Origin of the sequence: Anaerobranca gottschalkii DSM 13577 (genome assembly GCF_900111575.1) — a bacterium.
GTDB classification, from domain to species: Bacteria; Bacillota; Proteinivoracia; order Proteinivoracales; family Proteinivoracaceae; genus Anaerobranca; species Anaerobranca gottschalkii.
The window spans coordinates 13,626-33,333 of sequence record NZ_FOIF01000021.1 but is presented as its reverse complement, the minus strand read 5'-3'; the positions used below and the strand labels follow the sequence as shown (position 1 = coordinate 33,333).

Genomic DNA, 19,708 nt, shown 5'->3' with positions numbered 1-19,708 from the left:
ATCAGTTTCCCGATGGTATCCCAGACTGTAGGGTAGGTTGCCCACGCGTTACTCACCCGTCCGCCACTAGGTTAGGTCAAAAGCAAGCTCTCAACCTAACCCCGTTCGACTTGCATGTGTGAGGCATGCCGCCAGCGTTCGTCCTGAGCCAGGATCAAACTCTCCATAAAAATTGAAAAGTTTTCCTGACTTAAACTCAAAGTTTTTTCGATGCTATATTCTTTCCTGAAAGGTTTTTCTTTCAAGGAACTTTTTCAAAGAACTTTTTTCTTTTTTGTCACCTCGCGGCGACATGTAATAATATATCACAGATTAATGTTGGTTGTCAATACTTTTTTAAAATAAAATTTTATAATTTAAATATCCTCAATAACTAAGCTTATTATTTGTTAATCATAAAAAAATAATTCATTTTAAAAAATAATTTTATTCAAAGCATATTAAACCTATGAAATTAGATTTAATATGCTTTGATATTGTTATTTATAATTGAATAAAATCTAGAATTGCTTCCCAAGCTTCTTCACGACCTAGGCCAGTTTCTGAAGAAAAAACAATGGGATAAGATAATGGTATATTTAGTTGTTTACAAATATCACTAACATGTTTTTGCACTTTACCTTTAGATATCTTATCTGCCTTTGTCAATACAACCATTACAGGAATTTGTTTTTCTAAAAGCCAAAAAAACATTTCCTTATCTTCATTAGTAGGAAGATGTCTAATATCGATAAGCTGTACTACCCCTTTAAGATTTTCCCTTTTTAATAAATATTCTTCAATCATTTTCTGCCAAGCTTGGCGATGACTTTTAGCTACTTTGGCAAAACCGTAACCTGGCACATCTGTAAAGATCATCGAATTATTAACTAAATAAAAATTTAAAGTTTGGGTTTTCCCTGGTTTACCACTGGTTCTAGCCAAATTTTTTCGGTTAATCATCGTATTAATAAAAGATGATTTCCCTACATTAGATCGCCCAACTAAAGCTACTTCAGGTACAACTAATTCAGGATATTGCTCAGGTTTTACAGCACTAGCTAAATATTCACTACTTGTTATTTTCATAACTCTCACCTACTAATGCAATATCCCAAACCTCTTCAATTTTCTCTACAAATTTAATACTAATTTTTTTTCTTATATTGTTGGGTATATCTTCTAGATCTTTTTTGTTATCTTTAGGTAAAATAACAGTTTTAATACCAGCCCTATGGGCAGCTAAAACCTTTTCTTTAACACCACCTATAGGTAACACTTTCCCTCTTAAAGTTATTTCCCCTGTCATAGCAACATTTCTACTAATCCCTTTATTAATTAACGCAGAAAGTAATGATGTAGCTATTGTAATCCCAGCTGAAGGACCATCTTTAGGTATAGCTCCTTCAGGAACATGAATGTGGATATCTATATTTTTATAAAACTCAGGATCAATGTTCAGTTGATGAGCTTTAGAACGAATTAAACTCAATGCTGCCCTAGCTGATTCCTGCATTATTTCACCTAATTTTCCTGTTAAAATCAATTTTCCTGTCCCTGGCATAGTAGTTACTTCAACTGCTAAAATATCTCCCCCTGTTTCTGTCCAAGCTAAACCTGTAGCTACTCCCACTTCATCTTTCTCTTCCCTAACACCCCAACGATATTTAGGGGCTCCTAAATATGTGTGGAGGTTTTGAGCAGTAATTTTTACTTTTTCAGCTCCTCTAACTATTTCTTTAGCTCCTTTTCTACAAAGGGTAGCGCAAACCCTTTCTAAGTTTCTAACACCAGCTTCCCTAGTATATTCTCTAATTACTTTAGTTAGGGCCTGTTCAGAAACTATAAATTGATTAACTTCTAATCCATGTTCTTTCATTTTCTTAGGGAGTAGATACTTTTTGGCAATAGCCAATTTTTCCTCTTCTGTATAGCCTTCAATATAAATAACTTCCATTCTATCTAAAAGTGGTCTAGGAATTGGATGTAGAGCATTGGCAGTTGTTATAAACAATACTTTACTTAAATCGAAGGGTAATTCTATATAATGATCACTAAAAGTAGAATTTTGTTCTGGATCCAATACCTCTAATAAAGCTGCAGAAGGGTCTCCCCTAAAATCCATACTCATTTTATCTATTTCGTCAAGTAAAAATACTGGGTTTGAGGAACCAGCAGTTTTCATCCCTTGGATAATTCTACCAGGAAGAGCAGCGACATAGGTCCTTCTATGGCCCCTTATTTCTGCTTCATCTCTAACTCCCCCTAAGGAAATACGAACAAATTTCCTTTCTAGGGATCGGGCTATAGATTTAGCTAAGGAAGTTTTACCAACTCCTGGTGGTCCAACTAAACAGATAATTGGACTTTTTAAATTTTGTGTAAGTTGTTTTACTGCTAAGAATTCTAATATCCTTTCTTTAACTTTGGTTAAACCATAATGGTCTTCATCTAAAATTTTTTCAGCATTTTGTATATCTAGTCTATCTTTAGTATAAGTATTCCACGGCAAACCTAATACCCAATCTAAATAGTTTCTAAGTACAGTACTTTCTGCAGCATTAGGGGCCATTTTCTCTAACCTATCGATCTCTTTTTCTATTTTATTTTTAATTTCTTCACTAATACCTAATGAATTCAGTTTTTTTCTATACTCATCAACCTCTTCTTTTTGGGTTTCACCTAATTCCTTTTGAATTGCTTTAATCTGTTCCCTTAAATAGTATTCTTTTTGTGTTTTTTCTATCTGCTTTTTAACCCTGTTACTGATATTTCTTTCTATTTCTAAAATCTGAATTTCCTTTGATAAAATTTCTAATACTTTAAACAACCTCTCCTTAGGAGATATGGCTTCAAGGACTTCCTGTTTTTGTTCTACCTTTAGAGTCAAATGGGAAGTTATAAGATCTGCAAACCTACCCGGTTCATTGACATTTTCCACAACTTCTAAAGTATCTGGCGGGATTTTTTTACTTAGTTTTATGTATTGTTCAAATTGATATAAAACATTACGCATTAAAGCTTCCATTTCAGTATTTATTTCTTCATTTTCTAACAGCAATTCTGCTTCTACTTCAATGTAATTTTCATTATAAATGTATTCCTTAATTTTTACTCTATTTACCCCTTCAACTAATACTCTAATAGTACCACCGGGCAATTTTAATACTTGTTTAATTTCCGCTAAAGTCCCAAAACTGTATAAATCTTCTTCTTTAGGCTCTTCAACTCTACTATCCTTTTGAGTTACTAAAATTATTTCACTATCATTTACCATTGCAGCATTTAATGCTGCCACAGATTTTTCTCTTCCAACATCTAAATGTATAATCATATTAGGGAAAACAATTATTCCCCTCAATGGCATTAAAGGTAATTTTCTCATCCTTTGCTCCAAATGTTACACCCCCAACTTTTTTGTAATAATTTGTTATTGTTAATTAATTGTATTTTATACCATCATGAAAAAAAAGACAAGGAGACTATCCTTGCCCTATAGATACTGTACTAAGAACTGTAACCCTTTGAACACTTAATCCTTCTACAAATATAGCTTTCAATAATTCATCCACCGTTTCAACGGGAATTATCTCAATTTCTTTGATATCCCTTAAAATTTCTTGAAAATTATCTTTAGGGATAAAAACCCTTGTTACCCCAGCTTGACGGGCAGCTTCTATTTTAGGAACAATGCCACCTACAGGTTTAACAAATCCCCGTATTGAAACTTCACCAGTCATAGCAATTTTAGAATCTATATACTTACCAGTTATAGCAGAATAAATAGCAGTAGCTATCCCTACTCCAGCAGAAGGCCCATCAATTGGAACACCGCCTGGAAAATTTATATGGATATCATAATCCCTTGGATCTTCCTTCATATATCTCTTTAACACCGTTAATACATTCTCGATTGAGCCTTTAACCATGCTTTTCCTTCTTATCTTTCTAGCACCACTACCTAATTCCTCTTCTTCTACAACCCCAGTAATATAAATATTACCACGTCCTGCAGAACTTTTTGTGGCAGTAACTTCTATTTCGATAAGTGTACCCATATTAGGACCATATACTGCTAAACCATTAACACAACCAATTTGAGGGTTAGCGGATACTTTCTTTTCTGGCCTTGGTGTAATTTGACTACTATTTACGACCCATTCAATATCACTTTGTTTAATAATATCTCTACCCTCATTTATAGCAATTCCTGCTGCTATTTGGACTACATTAACTGCCTCACGGCCATTTGTGGCATATTTTTTAATAACCTCTATTGCCTGTTCTTCTATAGGAAAATTTATTTTTCTACAGGCATTTAATGATATAATACCTATTTCATCAGGTTTTAATGACCTGAAGAATACTTCTACACATCTAGAACGAATAGCAGGAGGGATTTCTTCAGGTTGTCTTGTAGTTGCCCCTACTAAACGAAAATCTGCAGGCAACCCTTTCTGAAATATTTCGTGAATATGTCGTGGAATGTTATGATCTTCAGAACTGTAATAAGCAGACTCTAAAAACACCTTTCTATCTTCCAACACCTTCAATAGTTTATTCATTTGAATAGGATGTAATTCTCCAATTTCATCAATAAATAAAATTCCTCCATGGGCTTTAGTTACAGCTCCTGGTTTAGGCTGTGGTATACCTGCCATACCCATAGCACCAGCTCCCTGATAAATCGGGTCATGAACTGAACCAATTAAAGGATCTGCTATCCCCCGCTCATCAAACCTAGCTGTAGTAGCATCTAATTCCACAAATTTAGCACTCTTTTTAAATGGAGATAAAGGATTATTTTTTGCCTCTTCTAAAACTAAACGGGCTGCTGCTGTTTTCCCTACCCCTGGTGGTCCATAAATAATTACATGTTGTGGATTACTACCACAAAGAGCTGCTCTTAAGGCTTTTAATCCTTGCTCTTGACCTATAATCTCCTGAAATGTTGTAGGTCTCGTTTTTTCAGATAAAGGTTCTGTTAAACAAATTTCCCTCATTCGCTGAAGTTTTTCCATTTCTTTTTTAGATTCTCTATCTATGGCAACTTTAGTAGTTTGTTGTGCTTTTAATAGATTCCAAAAATAAAGCCCAATTACTATAGCAAAAAATATTTGAACTACAGTAATTATCCCCAATATATCAGACATAGATATTCCCCCTTTTTAAACTTAGTAATTTTTTTCTTACTTATTATTGACATTGAACAGGGGAAATATCCATTTAAACTAAAAAATAATTATTTAAAAATAAACATTAAAGGAAGCCTATAGCTTCCTTTAACTATGCAGATTCACCTTTTTTCCGCCTTTTTTTAGCAGTTTTTTCACCAGTTACTATAATTGGTTCAGCCCTTTCAGTTACTGTTTCCTTAGTTATTATACATTTAGTAATATCATTTCTTGATGGAATGTCAAACATTATATCCTGCATTAATTTTTCCATTATTGCCCTTAAGCCACGGGCACCGGTTTTTCTCTTTATTGCTTCAGCGGCAATTGCCTTCAATGCTTCTTCTTGGAACTCCAATACCACATTATCCATTTTAAATAATTTTTGGTATTGTTTAACTAAGGAATTTTTAGGTTCGATTAATATTCTAATTAGTGCTTCTTCATCTAGTGAGTCTAATGTTGCTACCACTGGAACTCTACCTACAAACTCAGGGATTAAACCAAATTTTAGTAAATCCTCTGGGAGAATATTATTCAATATTTCTCCAATATTGATTTCATTTTTACTTTTAACATCAGAACCAAAACCTAATACCTTTTTACCAATTCTATTTTGAATAATTTTTTCAATGCCATCAAAGGCACCACCACAAATGAACAAAATGTTAGTGGTATCTATTTGGATAAATTCCTGATGAGGATGTTTTCTACCACCTTGAGGTGGAACAGAAGCAACGGTCCCTTCTAGTATTTTCAATAACGCTTGTTGCACTCCTTCACCAGAAACATCCCTGGTAATCGATGGATTATCAGATTTTCTAGCAATTTTATCAATTTCATCAATATAGATTATACCTTTTTCTGCTTTTTCTACATCGTAATCAGCTGCTTGGATTAACTTAAGGAGAATATTTTCTACATCTTCACCAACATATCCAGCTTCAGTTAAAGATGTAGCATCTGCAATGGCAAAAGGTACATTTAAAATCCTAGCTAAAGTTTGGGCTAGTAATGTCTTACCTACACCGGTCGGCCCTAGAAGAAGAATATTACTTTTTTGTAATTCTACATCATCGTTATCAACGGGAGATTTTATTCTTTTATAGTGATTATAGACTGCTACAGATAAAGCTTTTTTAGCATTATCTTGCCCAATGACATATTGATCTAATATTTCTTTTATTTCTTTAGGTTTAGGGATATCTGTAACATCTAAATCAATTTCATCAGCAAATTCTTCTTCTATTATCTCATTACAAAGTTCTATACACTCATCACAAATGTACACACCTGGTCCTGCAACTAATTTCCTTACTTGCTCTTGTGGCTTCCCACAAAAGGAACATTTTAAATTTCCTCTGTCATCATTGAATTTCATTTGATCACCTCTCTTAGTTAACGGGTGTGGCGCTCCATAACTTTGTCAATTATTCCATACTCTAATGCTTCTTGGGCAGACATAAATCTATCCCTATCTGAATCCCTTTCTATTTTCTCGATAGGCTGCCCAGTTCTCTCTGCTAATATTTCATTAATTCTATTTTTAATTTTTAGTATATGCTCTGCATGTATTTTTATATCACTAGCTTGACCTTGGAAGCCACCTGAAGGTTGGTGAATCATAATTTCACTATTAGGTAAAGCAAAGCGTTTACCTTTAGCACCAGCAGCTAATAAAAATGCTCCCATACTAGCAGCCATACCTACACATATTGTTGAAACATCAGGCTTAATATACTGCATAGTATCATACATTGCTAAACCTGCAGATACAGATCCCCCTGGACTATTAATATATAAATATATATCTTTGTCAGGGTCTTCAGCTTCTAAAAACAGAAGTTGAGCAATAACTAAATTTGCTACATTATCATCAATAGGGCTTCCAATAAAAATTATCCTATCTTTTAAAAGACGTGAATAAATATCGTAGGAACGTTCTCCTCTGTTGGTTTGCTCCACTACAATAGGTATTAAATTCATTACAAACCACCTTCCTAGCTTTTAATTTTATGTTAATTTAAGCTTTTTATTCAGTAAAAATTAGTTAGCTAAAATTAACTCGAAGGCTTTTCTTCTTTTAATTCCATCTTCTACAAGTGATTTTTGTGCTTCTAGAATTGGCTTAATTTTTTCTACATCTTGATTATATGCTTTAGCTATACTTTCTATTTCTTTTTGGTATTCTTCTTCAGTAATTTCAAAGTTTTCTTTTTGAATAATTGCTTCCATAATTAGAGAGAACTTTACCTCTTCTTCAGCCCTTTGTTTAAGTTGTTCTTTAGCTTGTTCTCTGGTTGTACCAGTAAACTTAAAATATGTCTCTAAGTCTAGTCCTTGTTGAGCAAGGTTTTGTTCCATTTCTTTTAACATATCTTCTACTTTATCATCGATCATTACTTGGGGAATTTCTACTTGTGAATTCTCTAAAACCTTTTCAAACACTTTATTTTCATATTCCCTTTGAGCTTCAGCTTTTGCCTTTTCTTTTAGTTTATTAAAAACATCATCTTTTAATGCTTGAAGGTTTTCAAAATTGTGATCTTTAGCAAACTCATCATTTAATTCGGGCAACACTTTTCTTTTAATTTCATTAATAGTAACTTTAAATACCGCATCTTTACCAGCCAAATCTTGAGCATGGTATTCCTCTGGGAAAGTTACATTAACATCGACTACATCTCCAACACTTTTACCGATTAACTGCTCTTCAAAACCAGGAATGAAAGTACCTGATCCAATAACTAAAGGATAGTTATTGCCAGTTCCACCAGGGAATTCAACACCATCTATTGAACCTACAAAATCAATAACTGCTGTATCCCCATTTTCCACAGTTGAACCTTCAGGAGCTACTTCTAAAACAGCATCTTGATTGCGGATTCTTTCAATCTCAGCTTCTACATCTGCCTCTGTAACTTCCTTTTCATTTTTTTCTATACCTAATTTAGTGTATTGACCTAGTTCAACTTCTGGTTTTACAGTAATAGTAGCCTTAAAAATAAAAGGTTTTCCAGCTTCCATTTGTTCAATATCGATCTCTGGTTTATCAACAGGCTCGATTTTCACTTCTTCTACAGCTTTTGGGTAATACTCTTGTAATAAGAAATGACTTGCATCTTCATAAAAAATTTCTATACCAAACCTTTTTTCTAAAATATTTCTTGGCACTTTACCTTTTCTGAAGCCGGGAAGATTAATTTCTTTTCTAAGTTTTATATATGCTTTGTCAATGGCAGCTGCCACAGCTTCTTCAGAAATTTCTACAGTTAATACCCCTACATTTTTACCAGTTTTTTCCCAATTTGCTTTCACAATAATACCTCCTTGAATACGAAAAAAATTTATGTATATAGAATTAACCATCTAATTATAACATAGAATTTTATTTAAGCAAAATATTTATTCTATGATATTGCTTATTTATAAAAAAATTTTCTAATTTATAGTATTTATATTTACCTTCCATCTATAAAATATACTGATAACTAAAACCAGTTTAAGAAATATACAGTTCTCTAATTGTACAAAAAATACCCTTACGGGTATCGTTTCAAAGTCTGGTGCGATGAGAGGGAGTTGAACCCTCGCATCTATAAATTTTTAAATTAACAGTAATAATTATAACCTATTTTCTCCCTAAAGACAAGAGAAATTCAAAAAAAAAGAGCAACTTGCTCTGGGTTAACAATTATTTGGAGCGGAAGACGGGATTTGAACCCGCGACCCTCGCCTTGGCAAGGCGATGCTCTACCACTGAGCCACTTCCGCAAAACTGGTGCGAGGAGAGGGAGTTGAACCCTCACGCCGAAGCACTAGATCCTAAGTCTAGCGTGTCTGCCAGTTCCACCATCCTCGCAAATGGTGAGCCATCCGCGACTCGAACGCGGGACACCCTGATTAAAAGTCAGGTGCTCTACCGACTGAGCTAATGGCTCGTCTTTGGCTGGGGTAGCAGGACTCGAACCTACGAATGCGGGAGTCAAAGTCCCGTGCCTTACCGACTTGGCTATACCCCATCGTCAGTTAATAAATTTATTTTATGGGGTGAATGAAGGGAATCGAACCCTCGACCTCCAGAGCCACAATCTGGCGCTCTAACCAACTGAGCTACATCCACCACAGTGCTATCAATTAAATGGCACGCCCGGGAGGATTCGAACCTCCGACACACGGATTAGAAGTCCGTTGCTCTATCCCCTGAGCTACGGGCGTATTTTATTTTTTTCGTCGTCATCTCAACGACAAGATTTATTATATCATCCCTCTTTGTTTTTGTCAACACCTTTTTTTATTTTTTATTTTTATTTTTTAGGTGTTTTATTTTTATTTTTTCTAAGAGGAACGATTTTTATTATACAAAAACATTTCCAATTTGTAAATACCTTTTTTAAATTTTTTATAAAGATTTTAATTCTAACCAAATACCTTCATCACTAATAGATATAACCCCGTAGCTTCTTCTAGTTCCACCCCTTGGTAAAACAGGGCTGCCAGGATTAAAAAACTTTATACCATTAAATTCTTCAATTAAACTTACATGGGTATGGCCAAAAATAGCTAAATCGATATTATTTTCTTCACAGTAATATGATAAGCGGGTTAAACCACTTTTAACACCGAATTGATGACCATGGCTCAATAGTATCCTTTTTCCTTTTATTGTAAGTAATATCTTTTCATCTCCTTTAGCACCTAGGTCTGTGTTACCTACTACTTTAAACCCTTGTTTACCACTGAGCCTTTCTATTTCCAATGCATCTTTAATATTATCACCTAAGTGAAAAAAGAAATCATAACCCATGGCGATTTCACCACACATTTTAATAGTTTCTTTAAAGCCATGGGTATCACTAAAAACTGGTATTACTATCACTTAATCCCCTCCAATTGTTCTTTTAATTTTTTAAGTGCCATACTCCTATGGCTTATTTTATTTTTTTCTTCTTTTGACAGTTCAGCCATAGTACATTGATATTGGGGAAGGTAAAATATTGGATCATAACCAAATCCATTCTCCCCTTTCGGTTCTGTGCCAATTATCCCCTCTACTTTACCTTCAGAAATAATTTTTTTGCCATCAGGAAACACCAAAGCTATAACAGAGATAAAATATGCTGTCCTTTGATGATACGGGACTCCATGTAGTTTTTCTAAAATTTTTTGATAATTTTTTATGTCATTACCTTCTTCTGCATATCTTGCCGAATAAACTCCTGGTTCTCCCTGTAAATAATCTACACATAAACCAGAATCGTCGGCTAAAGTAATCATCCCCGTTTTCCTACAACCATATTCCCCTTTTATTAAACTATTTTCTGTAAAAGTAGTACCATTTTCATCGGGAGATTCTAGACCAAAATCATTAAATGTATAAAATTCATCAAAGAAATCCCCTAGGATTTCTTTGATTTCAATGATTTTCTTAGGATTATTACTTGCAATTAACAATTTATCCATTCTGCTCAACATCCTTATCACCTTCTGGAAGGTATAACTCTATCTCTCCCACAACTTCCTTTTGAATTTGGATAAGTTCTTTGATACCTTTTTCCGCCAACTCCAATAAAGCAAGGAATTGTTCTTTAGTAAAAGGTGCTTCTTCTCCAGTTCCTTGAATTTCAACATACTTTCCAGAACCGGTCATTACCACATTCATATCTACCATTGCAGAACTATCTTCATTAAAAGCTAAATCTAGCATTGCCTCACCATCTACTATACCTACACTAGTAGCAGCTAAAAAATCTGTTATCGGCAGCTTACTTATTTTCCCTTCAGCAACTAATAATTTACAAGCTTCAACTAAAGCTACAAATGCTCCTGTTATTGCAGCAGTCCTTGTTCCGCCATCAGCTTGAATAACATCACAATCAAGCCAAATAGTCCTTTCACCTAAAGCTTTCAGATCGACTACAGAACGAAGTGCTCTACCTATCAGCCGCTGGATTTCTAACGTTCTTCCACCTTGTTTACCTTTAGAGGCTTCTCTGACATTCCTTACATTAGTTGCCCTAGGTAACATAGAATATTCTGCAGTGATCCATCCTTTCCCTTCCCCTTTTATAAATGGTGGAACTTTTTCATCTATAGTAGCAGTACAAATAACTTTAGTATCTCCCGTCTGTATTAATACAGACCCTTCTGCATGTTTAATATAATTCGTTGTTATTGATACATTCCTAAGTTCATCTGTTTTACGTTGATCTATCCTCATACTATTGCCTCCATTATTTAAAAATATTAATTTGCTGTGGATTTTCTTCCACACCTACTACTCCTGCTAATAAATATAGTTTTTGCAGTGGATCCCATTTAAAATCCTTAATTAAATAAAAACCTCTAATTTCACCGGTTTTTTTTACATGAATTCTAGGACCAGTGCAAGGAAAAACGATTTCCTTCCCTATATTAATATGTTCTTCATCACTATAAGATATTGTTAAATCTTGCTCAATTAATTCTTTTACCCTTCTTTCAACTTCATGTAAGTCAATATTGGGTTTTGTAGGAAATTCTAGCAAAAATCCATGTTTGACATCACTGTGAAATTGTGGCTTTTCTAAACCCATGTCCATTAAAACCATTTCCGTTAAATCTTCCGCTGTATGGGCCATTCTCCTGAATTTAATTGATTTAAAAACGATATCTGCAATTTCCTTCGGTTCTGGACCAAAAACCCCTGGTCTTGTAATAATAACTTCCTCTCCTATTCCTATTAAGACATCGGCATTAAACCCTAAATAGGGATAAAGTAATTCAAAATGTTCTATAATTACCCTTTTTTCTTGGCGAATTGCTTCCTTTACAGCCTCAGCCAATTCCCAAATTTGACAAAAAGCCAATTCAAATCTTACATCAAGGTGATAAGAATGGGATTTAAAATATCCTTTTTCATATTGGGTCAATAAAGGCAATGGCCTTATATTAATTCCTTCATCATCATTTGTTAATTCTAAACCAGGAAAAATACCTCTAATTAGCAATGATTTACCTGCCCCAGAATCTCCAATTATTCCGATCAATTTATCTACCGGGCTTAAATACCTTTGGGCTAAATGAGATCCTAGTAATTGTAATCTTTTTTTCCCCCTAGGGGCAAAATATGTAGCATGCATTAGACATTCGTGGGAAACGGAAATCATGTTTGCACCTCCTTCCTTTGTATTATAACATATCTATTCATAAAAATTACCATATTTTAAAGATTCAAGGCGAGAATTTTTAAGTAATTCTCGCCTTGAATCTATTTACTTTGCAAATATTTTTGCTGGCCTATTTCATAAAAATTATTACCTTGACTATCTATAGCTACAATGACAGGAAAATCAACTACTTCTAGCTTTCTTATCCCTTCTGTTCCCAAATCTTCGTAAGCTATGATTTCACTTTTGATTATTCTTTTAGAAATAAGGGCAGCAGCTCCTCCAACAGCGGCAAAATAAACTCCTTTGTTTTTTTTGATACTCTCCACTACTTCCTGGCTACGCAAACCTTTACCTATCATTCCTTTTAAACCGAGATCTAATAACCGAGGAGTATATTTATCCATTCGCCCACTGGTGGTAGGACCAGCTGAACCAATAACTTGCCCTTCTTTAGCAGGGGTAGGTCCAACATAATAAATGACATTACCATTAAGGTCAAAGGGTAATTGTTCTCCATTATTTAATGCTTCAATCATTCTTTTATGGGCAGCATCTCGAGCGGTGTAAATCACTCCAGTCAATTCCACTAAATCCCCAGCTACCAAACTTTCAATATCTTGTGGGGATAATGGTGTTTTTATTTTTTTCCTTTCCACATTATCCCTCCTAATCTATTACTTTAGTTATATGACGGGCCACATGACAGTTAATATTAACCGCTACAGGTAAACCTGCAATATGGGTTGGATAATATTCAATATTCACACCTAAAGCAGTTGTTTTACCACCAAAACCTTGAGGTCCAACACCCAAATTATTTATCTTTTCCAACAACTCTTCTTCTAACTGTTGGTAATACCGATTACTATTAGGCTTATCTACAGAACGAATAGCAGCCTTTTTAGCCAAAATTGCTGCTTTTTCCATGGTTCCTCCTATACCCACTCCTACTATTATAGGTGGACATGGATTAGAACCAGCCAATCTTACTGTCTCTAAAACAAAATCAACTACACCTTCTCTACCTTCAGCAGGTTTAAGCATTTTAATTCTACTCATATTTTCACTACCAAACCCTTTAGGTGCTACAGTTAAACGTATTTTGTCTCCTTCCACTATCTCTGTATGAATAACGGCAGGGGTATTGTCTTTGGTATTTTCCCGGTTTAGAGGATCTCCCACCACAGATTTTCTTAAAAAACCTAATTCATAACCTTGTCGAACACCCTCATTAATAGCTTCAGTTAAATTTCCCCCTACTAACTGCACTCCTTGCCCTATTTCTAAAAACACCACAACCATCCCAGTATCTTGACAAATAGGGACCCTTTCCCTCTCTGCAATTTGGTAGTTTTCAATGATATCTTCAAGAAGCTGTTTTGCTAAAGGCCAATTTTCTTGCTGATAAAATTGATTTAATTTTACTTTAACATCTTCTGATAATACATAATTACTTTGAATAACCATTTCTCTAATAGCTTCTGTTATTTTATTAACATGGATTTTGTTTGCCACTTAGACACTTCCTTCCCAAGGAATTTCTATTGTCAAAAGGGGACCATGTTGTTGGGCACCATAAACATCTGTTTCCCCTAAATCTCCAGCGGACCTTGGTCTAATAATGGTAGCTTTTATTGCCTTGGCTGGGGGATATGGAATAACGGAAATGACATTTTCTACAGGAATTTGATAAAGCTCTGCAATGAGCTTCTCATTGATCACTTTAGATTCCACTACTTTGCGAAATATTTCTTCAGTTTTAAAAATAAAATCAAAGGTCAATTCAAAGGGTCCTGCATTTTTACTTCTAATAACTGTTGTCAATTCAGTAATATTCAATTTTATTCCCCCTTTTGATAATCTTCCAAATAACTGATTTCAAATACTTCCACAGGATCAATATCTTCTAATAAGTGATGGATACTAAAGTTATAAACATCTCCCACATAAATATCCGATGGGGAATAAGGGAATGCTAGATTACCTGCTGTAGCTTTTCGGTCAGGGTAACCAAAATGAAGAAGTGTTGATCTTACAAAACTACAAATAGTATCAGCTACGACCTTATCCTTTGCTACCACATCAATGATAATTCCTAATTCATGGGCTAATAAATTTAATGGCTCTAAATTACCCATAACACCATTTTTGCCATATATGTGGAAATGAATATTGTAATGGAAATCTTTATCTTTAAAGTTATCATCTACTTGTGCTTTTACATCCTTTAATATTTCATCTATTTGACGTATCATTATTGGATCTCTTACACCAGCTATGGAGATAGTCCGTTTACCTATGAGTTTTGCCCCTTCTAATTTAATAGTATATTTTTCTGAAGGTATAAATTTGCTTCCCCTTACTTTCACCCTTCTATCATCATATTGTTCATAAGTAGTTTCAGTTAAATCTAAAACTCCTCCAGGACCAGGTAAAATATAGGGATTACTTTTTTCGTATAAACTGTGGGCAGCTACAGAATCAGTTGTACATTTTCTATTACCAAAGGGTTCTAAGATGAAGTAATCTTTCCCTAAAGTTCCTAACATACAATCCCTGCCACTACCAGGTGTTGCAGCAATAGATGCACATTCTAAAATTTTACCCATGTGTAAAGCTAAAGCGGGGTCATATCCTTTCATTATTGGCAAAGCAGCGAAAACTGCAGGATCATAAGCTCTACCTGCTACCACCACATCTGCTCCCATTTGAAATGCTTTAATAAAAGGTTCTACACCCATTTGCCCTACAATATTTGTGCTTTCTAATAAATCTTCTTCTGTTAAAGGTGGAGTAGGGAAAAGGGGAGTTATTTTTCCTTCCTTAAATTTATCCATCAAGAAATCTTTATCAAATTGGGAGTTTATCACAACAACTTTAAAGTTCAAATTATTTTCTGCCATAATTTCTTCAATAATCTCTACCGTCCAATCTAAGTGGGACTTAGCTCCAGAACCACCAGCAGAGCCTATAGATACAGGAATTTTTTTCTCTTTAGCCCCTTTAAGGATATATTCCAAATCCCTTTTAACAGCATTTCTGTCAGTAAAGGATTTCCCAGATCCTAAGTAATATGGACCTGGATCGACACTACCAGCGTCAACTGCGATTAAGTCTGGATTTTTTTCTAAAGCTTCTTTAAATGATTTTTCTGGAAAACCATAACCTAAAATAGCTGTTGGAGCTAGTACTTTAAATTCTTTCATTTGTTCTCCTCCTAGCTTTAAAATAAAATTTTAAAAAGACCCATCCATTGCTCAATAGAGATTACAATGGATGGTTCTTAAATATTAATTACTCTTCTTGCGATTTAATAAAGCTAAAGTCCGCATCATTTCGTTTTTTACGATCATTAAACCTTCATCTACACCCATACCAGGTTTAGCAAGAATTTGATCTGGCCCTGTAGCTAAAGCAATGTGTACTGCAATTTGAGCTGAGCGATCTGTTTCATTACAAGTTCCACCAAGATAGGCTCCTACCCCTTTTTCTTTACAATATAGAACTGCTTCAATAATATTGTTTATTCCACCAAGGTCAGGGGTTTTAATTTGAACCATGTCGCAACATTTACGATCAGCAAAGTCTTTAATATCCTCAAGGGTATTACACCATTCATCAGCAACTATTTCTACATTACTTTCATACTGTTTTAAAATGTTGTTCAACTTTTCTAAAGCTTCCATTTGTAAATATTTATCTTCCATATCCATGGGCCCTTCAATCCGCAGTTTATGGGGTTTTGCAACTTCTCCTAATTCTAATAGATATTTAGCCATTTTCTCATAATCATTATCAAAAGCCAACCCTATGGTACCATAGACATCAAGGTGGAAAATAGGTAATTTATCATGTTTATTCAATTCTTTAACTCTATTTTTCATCCAAACAATATATTCTTTTAATTTTTCTCCCTGTTCACCTAGCTTACTTTTTACATTGTTAATTAATCCATGGGGCATTACATCGGCACCTTTAATTATCATTTTATCAACATTAAGGTACCGTTCATCACCGGACTGGGTAAAGATAGGTATAGGCTCCCTCTGAAGCTCTGTATTATATTCTTCTGCAATAACTTCAGCCATAGTAATTTTTTTACTTTTTGCAACAGCATCTAAGATTGCTTGGGTTACCCCATATCTTAATGCAGTGTGAATTAATTTACCATCAGGCTTTCTAAGGTTATCGATTTCTTCAGCCAACTCTTTAAAACTCTTTAATTCCCTTCCTAATAAAAGGGGTTTAATCAAATCTTCCACTATTGGCTGAAAATCCTTTGCCAAAAATAGTGGGTCTCTACCACCAGCCCCAGAATATTGAACTGCAGCGCAATCTCCATAAGCAACTTGACCATCTTCTAAAATCAGCATAACTGATAGACTTTCACCTTGCTGCCTGATTGCAGTAAACCCTTCAGTAACTGGCTCCCCTTTATATGTGAAACCATCACTTTGAGCATCCCTTTTAATAGCCCGTTGATCATCGAAATAAAAACCTGTTAAACCACAAGATGTTACCACATCAACTATTTTCATTTAGACACTCTCCCTACTTAATTTGGTCTACCTACAAGCATTCCTTTTCCTATAGCGTAAATATCATCAATTACCATTTGGAAGCTGGGCTCTCTACCTTCTGCATCTCCCCGTTCTTGAATTTTCTTTTTATGATATTCAAGAATTTCTTTATCAAAAGGTAAATCACCGGCATCTAACAATCTAATAGCTCCATTGTTGTCCCTAGCAGGTAAAATTCTTCCTGCATTGTATCTACTAGGTGCAAAGGGAATATCAATAATTCCTGCCTCAAAACCTCTAACTATTCCCTTAGCAAAATCTCCTTCTCCGATTTTAAAAATCGCATCTAAAATAGCTCGGGTTTCTTTTTTAATAATTTCTTTTTCTTCTTCTAACTCTTTTGATAATGGGATAGTTTGATCTTTTAACATGTTAACTAATTGTTTAGTTGCTTTTAATCCTTGGGCATTTGCCTCTTTAGTAGGTATTCCCATAGCCTCATGGGGTGTTTTAACTATTACTTTAGTAGCCTTTCCTAAAGTAGCAGTAGCTGCTCCCCAACTAATTACACCAAAGGCTTTAGCTTCATCTTGAGGGAATCCACCCATCCACTGATGGAATACTGTAGTTATGTGGCGATTTTCATAACCGAATTTTTGTAGATATTCTTCACTTAATTCTTGAAGGGTTTGTAAGGCAGCCACATCTTGTATTAAGTTACCACATTGACCATAACCTAAAGTTAAGTAATGGACACCTTGCTCTGCCGCCAAAATAGCTTCAACAATGGCAACTGCATGGGAAATACAAGGTGGTACCAAAGTTCCAGTAAGGGGCCCAAAAGGTTCCCTATTAATAATTACACCATTTTCATAGTAAAAACCTATAAGCCTATCTACATACTGCCAGTCATAGATAGTTTTTTCTAAAGATACATTTTTAGCATAGGGAATATTATAGGAAATTCCTCCACCTTCATAATCTGTAAACCCTGCTGCCAAAGTTATTTCTGCTAAAAGTCTTGCATCGGGTGTGCCGTGCCTTACCTGAACTGGAACATTGACGCTTTCTACTACTCTTCTACAGTTTTCCAAGCCATGGTTTACTGCAGGGAATCCATTGAGTAATGATCTCCCACTTTTTATACTTTCTTCAATTCCCTTTTGAGCTTCTTCATATCTGTTTTGCCTAGTATAACTATCTATAGTTGAAGGCAGTAAATCTGCTCCACCTTCATTTTGTAAATACTGTAATAAAGCGATGTGTTCATTAACCAAAGCAACTCCAGCCCTAGGTTGTACTAAGGTAATTCCTTTTTCCTTTGCTTCTAAAAGTTTTGCAGCGAAAATCTTATTTTTAGGTAGAGATTTTTGATATTTTATTCCTTCTTCAATGTCTTCCACATCTTTACCAGTGTGCCAAGTTGCTAGAACTTCTTTTCTAATGGACATAAGCTTATCAACTGACCACTTTTTATTTACCAGATCCACCTTATTTTCCTCCCTTGATGAATAAATTATAAACGGATAAAATTCTTTTCTGCTAACCCCTTTGCTAAATCGGGATATTTTTCCACTAAAAGACCAATAGCTGATAACACATAATTTTTATCTAAAACAAATTCAGGATTTTTAGGTTTTAAAATGAAATTATCTTGTTCATCAAACAATACCCCTTGTAAAATTTCCTTAGGATTAGTGCTATTTATTATAGGTCCACCTGTCCCTATAACTAGTTCTATATCTGTTAAATCTTTACCATATTGAATATAATTTGTTCCTTGGGGGGTATAGATAATTTCTAAATAACCACAATGCCTTTTAACAGCTAAATTAACTGCTCCTTTGGCTAATAGTAGTTCTAACTCTGAACTAATTGTTTGAGTATTCCAAATATCTTTAGAAATTTCCTCTAGGTATTTTTCTAATTCATTTTCTGGGATATCTAAAAGATTTGCACTAGTTAAAGCTTCAATTAAAGGTTTGATACTGTACCGTAATCCTAAGTCCCCTTCTACTGTTCTTTTTGCAAAGGGTTGAGGTAACCCCCTAAATATCACACCACTTCCTTTAGGTTCTCCTTTACAAAAGGAGTGAACATCGGTAGTGGCACCACCAATATCTACAATGAGAATTTTCTCTTTACCAATGATCTTGTTTTGGGCTAAAAATTGTCCTGCCTTTAACACAGCCTGAGGAGTCGGCATTATTACTCCATCAATAAATTGTTCTGCTTTTTTTATTCCTTTAGCTTCAATTATATTTTTCAAAAATACTTCTCTGATCTTTTCCCTAGCAGAATCTACATTGATTTTATTTAAACTAGGTAAAACATTATCAGTAATATAATATTCTTTACCATTATCTAAAAACATCTCTTCTAATTCATCTTGGGCATTTTTATTACCGGCAATGACCACTGGACATCTTATCTCCGATTGGGCTAATAAACTACCATTATGGAGAATAACTTCTTTATTACCTCCATCGGTTCCACCCGCCAATAAAATGATGTCTGGGTTTAGCTGACAGATTTCTTTTACTTCCCTTTTTGTCAATTTATAACTATATAATTTTTGTAACTTTGCCCCTGCCCCTAAAGCCGCCATTTTAGCAGCTTCTAAAGTCAATTCCGGCACAAGTCCAATTGCTATCATGTTTAGACCACCTGCTGCGGAACTACAGGCTAATTTTTCAATAAATTCAGGCAGGTGACCTAGTTTTCCCTCTAATTCTGATAGAGCTATCTGCAATCCTATATTGATATCCTCTTGAACTGTTGTAGGACCTTTAGCAGTTATAAAATTATGAGGATTACTTATATCCACTGCAGTAATTTTGGTAAAGGTACTTCCAAAATCAATGAGTAGTATCCCTTTATCCAC

17 protein-coding genes, 6 tRNA genes and 1 rRNA gene are annotated in these 19,708 nt (G+C 34.6%); all 24 read right to left on the bottom strand.

Features of this window, described 5'->3' with window-relative positions:
- A 16S ribosomal RNA gene (locus BMX60_RS06665) occupies positions 1–170 on the bottom strand; the annotation flags it as partial.
- Between the two features lie 313 nt (positions 171–483).
- Entirely contained in the window at positions 484–1,068 is a 585-nt protein-coding gene (gene yihA / locus BMX60_RS06660; RefSeq protein WP_091350565.1) for a ribosome biogenesis GTP-binding protein YihA/YsxC, read from the bottom strand.
- Positions 1,052–3,376 carry an endopeptidase La gene (gene lon / locus BMX60_RS06655; RefSeq protein ID WP_091350563.1) on the bottom strand — a complete coding sequence of 775 codons (2,325 nt, stop codon included), beginning with the start codon at positions 3,374–3,376 and terminating at the stop codon, positions 1,052–1,054. The genes yihA and lon overlap by 17 nt, the downstream gene beginning before the upstream one ends.
- A gap of 85 nt (positions 3,377–3,461) precedes the next feature.
- Complete coding sequence (gene lonB, locus BMX60_RS06650) at positions 3,462–5,132, bottom strand: ATP-dependent protease LonB (protein ID WP_091350561.1); 1,671 nt, start codon at positions 5,130–5,132, stop codon at positions 3,462–3,464.
- Positions 5,133–5,265: 133 nt separating this feature from the next.
- The gene (gene clpX, locus BMX60_RS06645) at positions 5,266–6,534 is read right to left on the bottom strand and encodes an ATP-dependent Clp protease ATP-binding subunit ClpX (RefSeq protein ID WP_091350559.1); all 1,269 of its coding nucleotides are present in this window, start codon (positions 6,532–6,534) and stop codon (positions 5,266–5,268) included.
- Positions 6,535–6,551: 17 nt separating this feature from the next.
- The gene (gene clpP, locus BMX60_RS06640) at positions 6,552–7,139 is read right to left on the bottom strand and encodes an ATP-dependent Clp endopeptidase proteolytic subunit ClpP (RefSeq protein ID WP_091350558.1); all 588 of its coding nucleotides are present in this window, start codon (positions 7,137–7,139) and stop codon (positions 6,552–6,554) included.
- Positions 7,140–7,199: 60 nt separating this feature from the next.
- A complete protein-coding gene (gene tig / locus BMX60_RS06635; RefSeq protein WP_091350556.1) occupies positions 7,200–8,471 on the bottom strand; it encodes a trigger factor in 1,272 nt (423 codons plus the stop codon).
- 381 nt (positions 8,472–8,852) lie between these two features.
- Positions 8,853–8,927: transfer RNA gene (locus BMX60_RS06630), tRNA-Gly, on the bottom strand.
- A 5-nt stretch (positions 8,928–8,932) separates the two neighbouring features.
- Positions 8,933–9,015 (bottom strand) — tRNA-Leu (locus BMX60_RS06625).
- A gap of 3 nt (positions 9,016–9,018) precedes the next feature.
- Positions 9,019–9,094: transfer RNA gene (locus tag BMX60_RS06620), tRNA-Lys, on the bottom strand.
- A 5-nt stretch (positions 9,095–9,099) separates the two neighbouring features.
- A tRNA-Gln gene (locus BMX60_RS06615) sits at positions 9,100–9,175 on the bottom strand.
- Positions 9,176–9,199: 24 nt separating this feature from the next.
- Positions 9,200–9,276, bottom strand: a tRNA-His gene (locus BMX60_RS06610).
- Between the two features lie 19 nt (positions 9,277–9,295).
- Positions 9,296–9,371, bottom strand: a tRNA-Arg gene (locus BMX60_RS06605).
- Between the two features lie 184 nt (positions 9,372–9,555).
- Positions 9,556–10,032, bottom strand: coding sequence for a YfcE family phosphodiesterase (locus BMX60_RS06600; RefSeq protein ID WP_091350554.1), 477 nt, complete (start codon positions 10,030–10,032; stop codon positions 9,556–9,558).
- A complete protein-coding gene (gene rdgB / locus BMX60_RS06595; protein ID WP_091350552.1) occupies positions 10,029–10,616 on the bottom strand; it encodes an RdgB/HAM1 family non-canonical purine NTP pyrophosphatase in 588 nt (195 codons plus the stop codon). Before rdgB ends, BMX60_RS06600 begins: the two co-directional genes overlap by 4 nt.
- Positions 10,609–11,373, bottom strand: coding sequence for a ribonuclease PH (gene rph, locus BMX60_RS06590; protein ID WP_091350550.1), 765 nt, complete (start codon positions 11,371–11,373; stop codon positions 10,609–10,611). Before rph ends, rdgB begins: the two co-directional genes overlap by 8 nt.
- A gap of 13 nt (positions 11,374–11,386) precedes the next feature.
- On the bottom strand, positions 11,387–12,301 hold the full coding sequence (locus BMX60_RS06585; RefSeq protein ID WP_091350548.1) for a P-loop NTPase family protein: 915 nt from the start codon (positions 12,299–12,301) through the stop codon (positions 11,387–11,389).
- A gap of 101 nt (positions 12,302–12,402) precedes the next feature.
- Positions 12,403–12,960, bottom strand: coding sequence for a Fe-S-containing hydro-lyase (locus BMX60_RS06580; protein ID WP_091350546.1), 558 nt, complete (start codon positions 12,958–12,960; stop codon positions 12,403–12,405).
- A gap of 10 nt (positions 12,961–12,970) precedes the next feature.
- Positions 12,971–13,819: a fumarate hydratase gene (locus BMX60_RS06575; RefSeq protein WP_278276548.1), complete on the bottom strand. Its 849-nt coding sequence runs from the start codon at positions 13,817–13,819 to the stop codon at positions 12,971–12,973.
- Positions 13,820–14,143, bottom strand: a complete 324-nt coding sequence (locus BMX60_RS06570; RefSeq protein ID WP_242945726.1) for a DUF4387 domain-containing protein — start codon at positions 14,141–14,143, stop codon at positions 13,820–13,822. It abuts the gene before it with no gap.
- Positions 14,144–14,145: 2 nt separating this feature from the next.
- Positions 14,146–15,510: an acyclic terpene utilization AtuA family protein gene (locus BMX60_RS06565; RefSeq protein WP_091350542.1), complete on the bottom strand. Its 1,365-nt coding sequence runs from the start codon at positions 15,508–15,510 to the stop codon at positions 14,146–14,148.
- Between the two features lie 84 nt (positions 15,511–15,594).
- Entirely contained in the window at positions 15,595–16,842 is a 1,248-nt protein-coding gene (locus BMX60_RS06560) for a methylaspartate ammonia-lyase (RefSeq protein WP_091350540.1), read from the bottom strand.
- 17 nt (positions 16,843–16,859) lie between these two features.
- The gene (locus BMX60_RS06555) at positions 16,860–18,314 is read right to left on the bottom strand and encodes a methylaspartate mutase subunit E (protein WP_091350539.1); all 1,455 of its coding nucleotides are present in this window, start codon (positions 18,312–18,314) and stop codon (positions 16,860–16,862) included.
- Positions 18,315–18,340: 26 nt separating this feature from the next.
- On the bottom strand, positions 18,341–19,708 hold the full coding sequence (glmL, locus tag BMX60_RS06550; RefSeq protein WP_177159726.1) for a methylaspartate mutase accessory protein GlmL: 1,368 nt from the start codon (positions 19,706–19,708) through the stop codon (positions 18,341–18,343).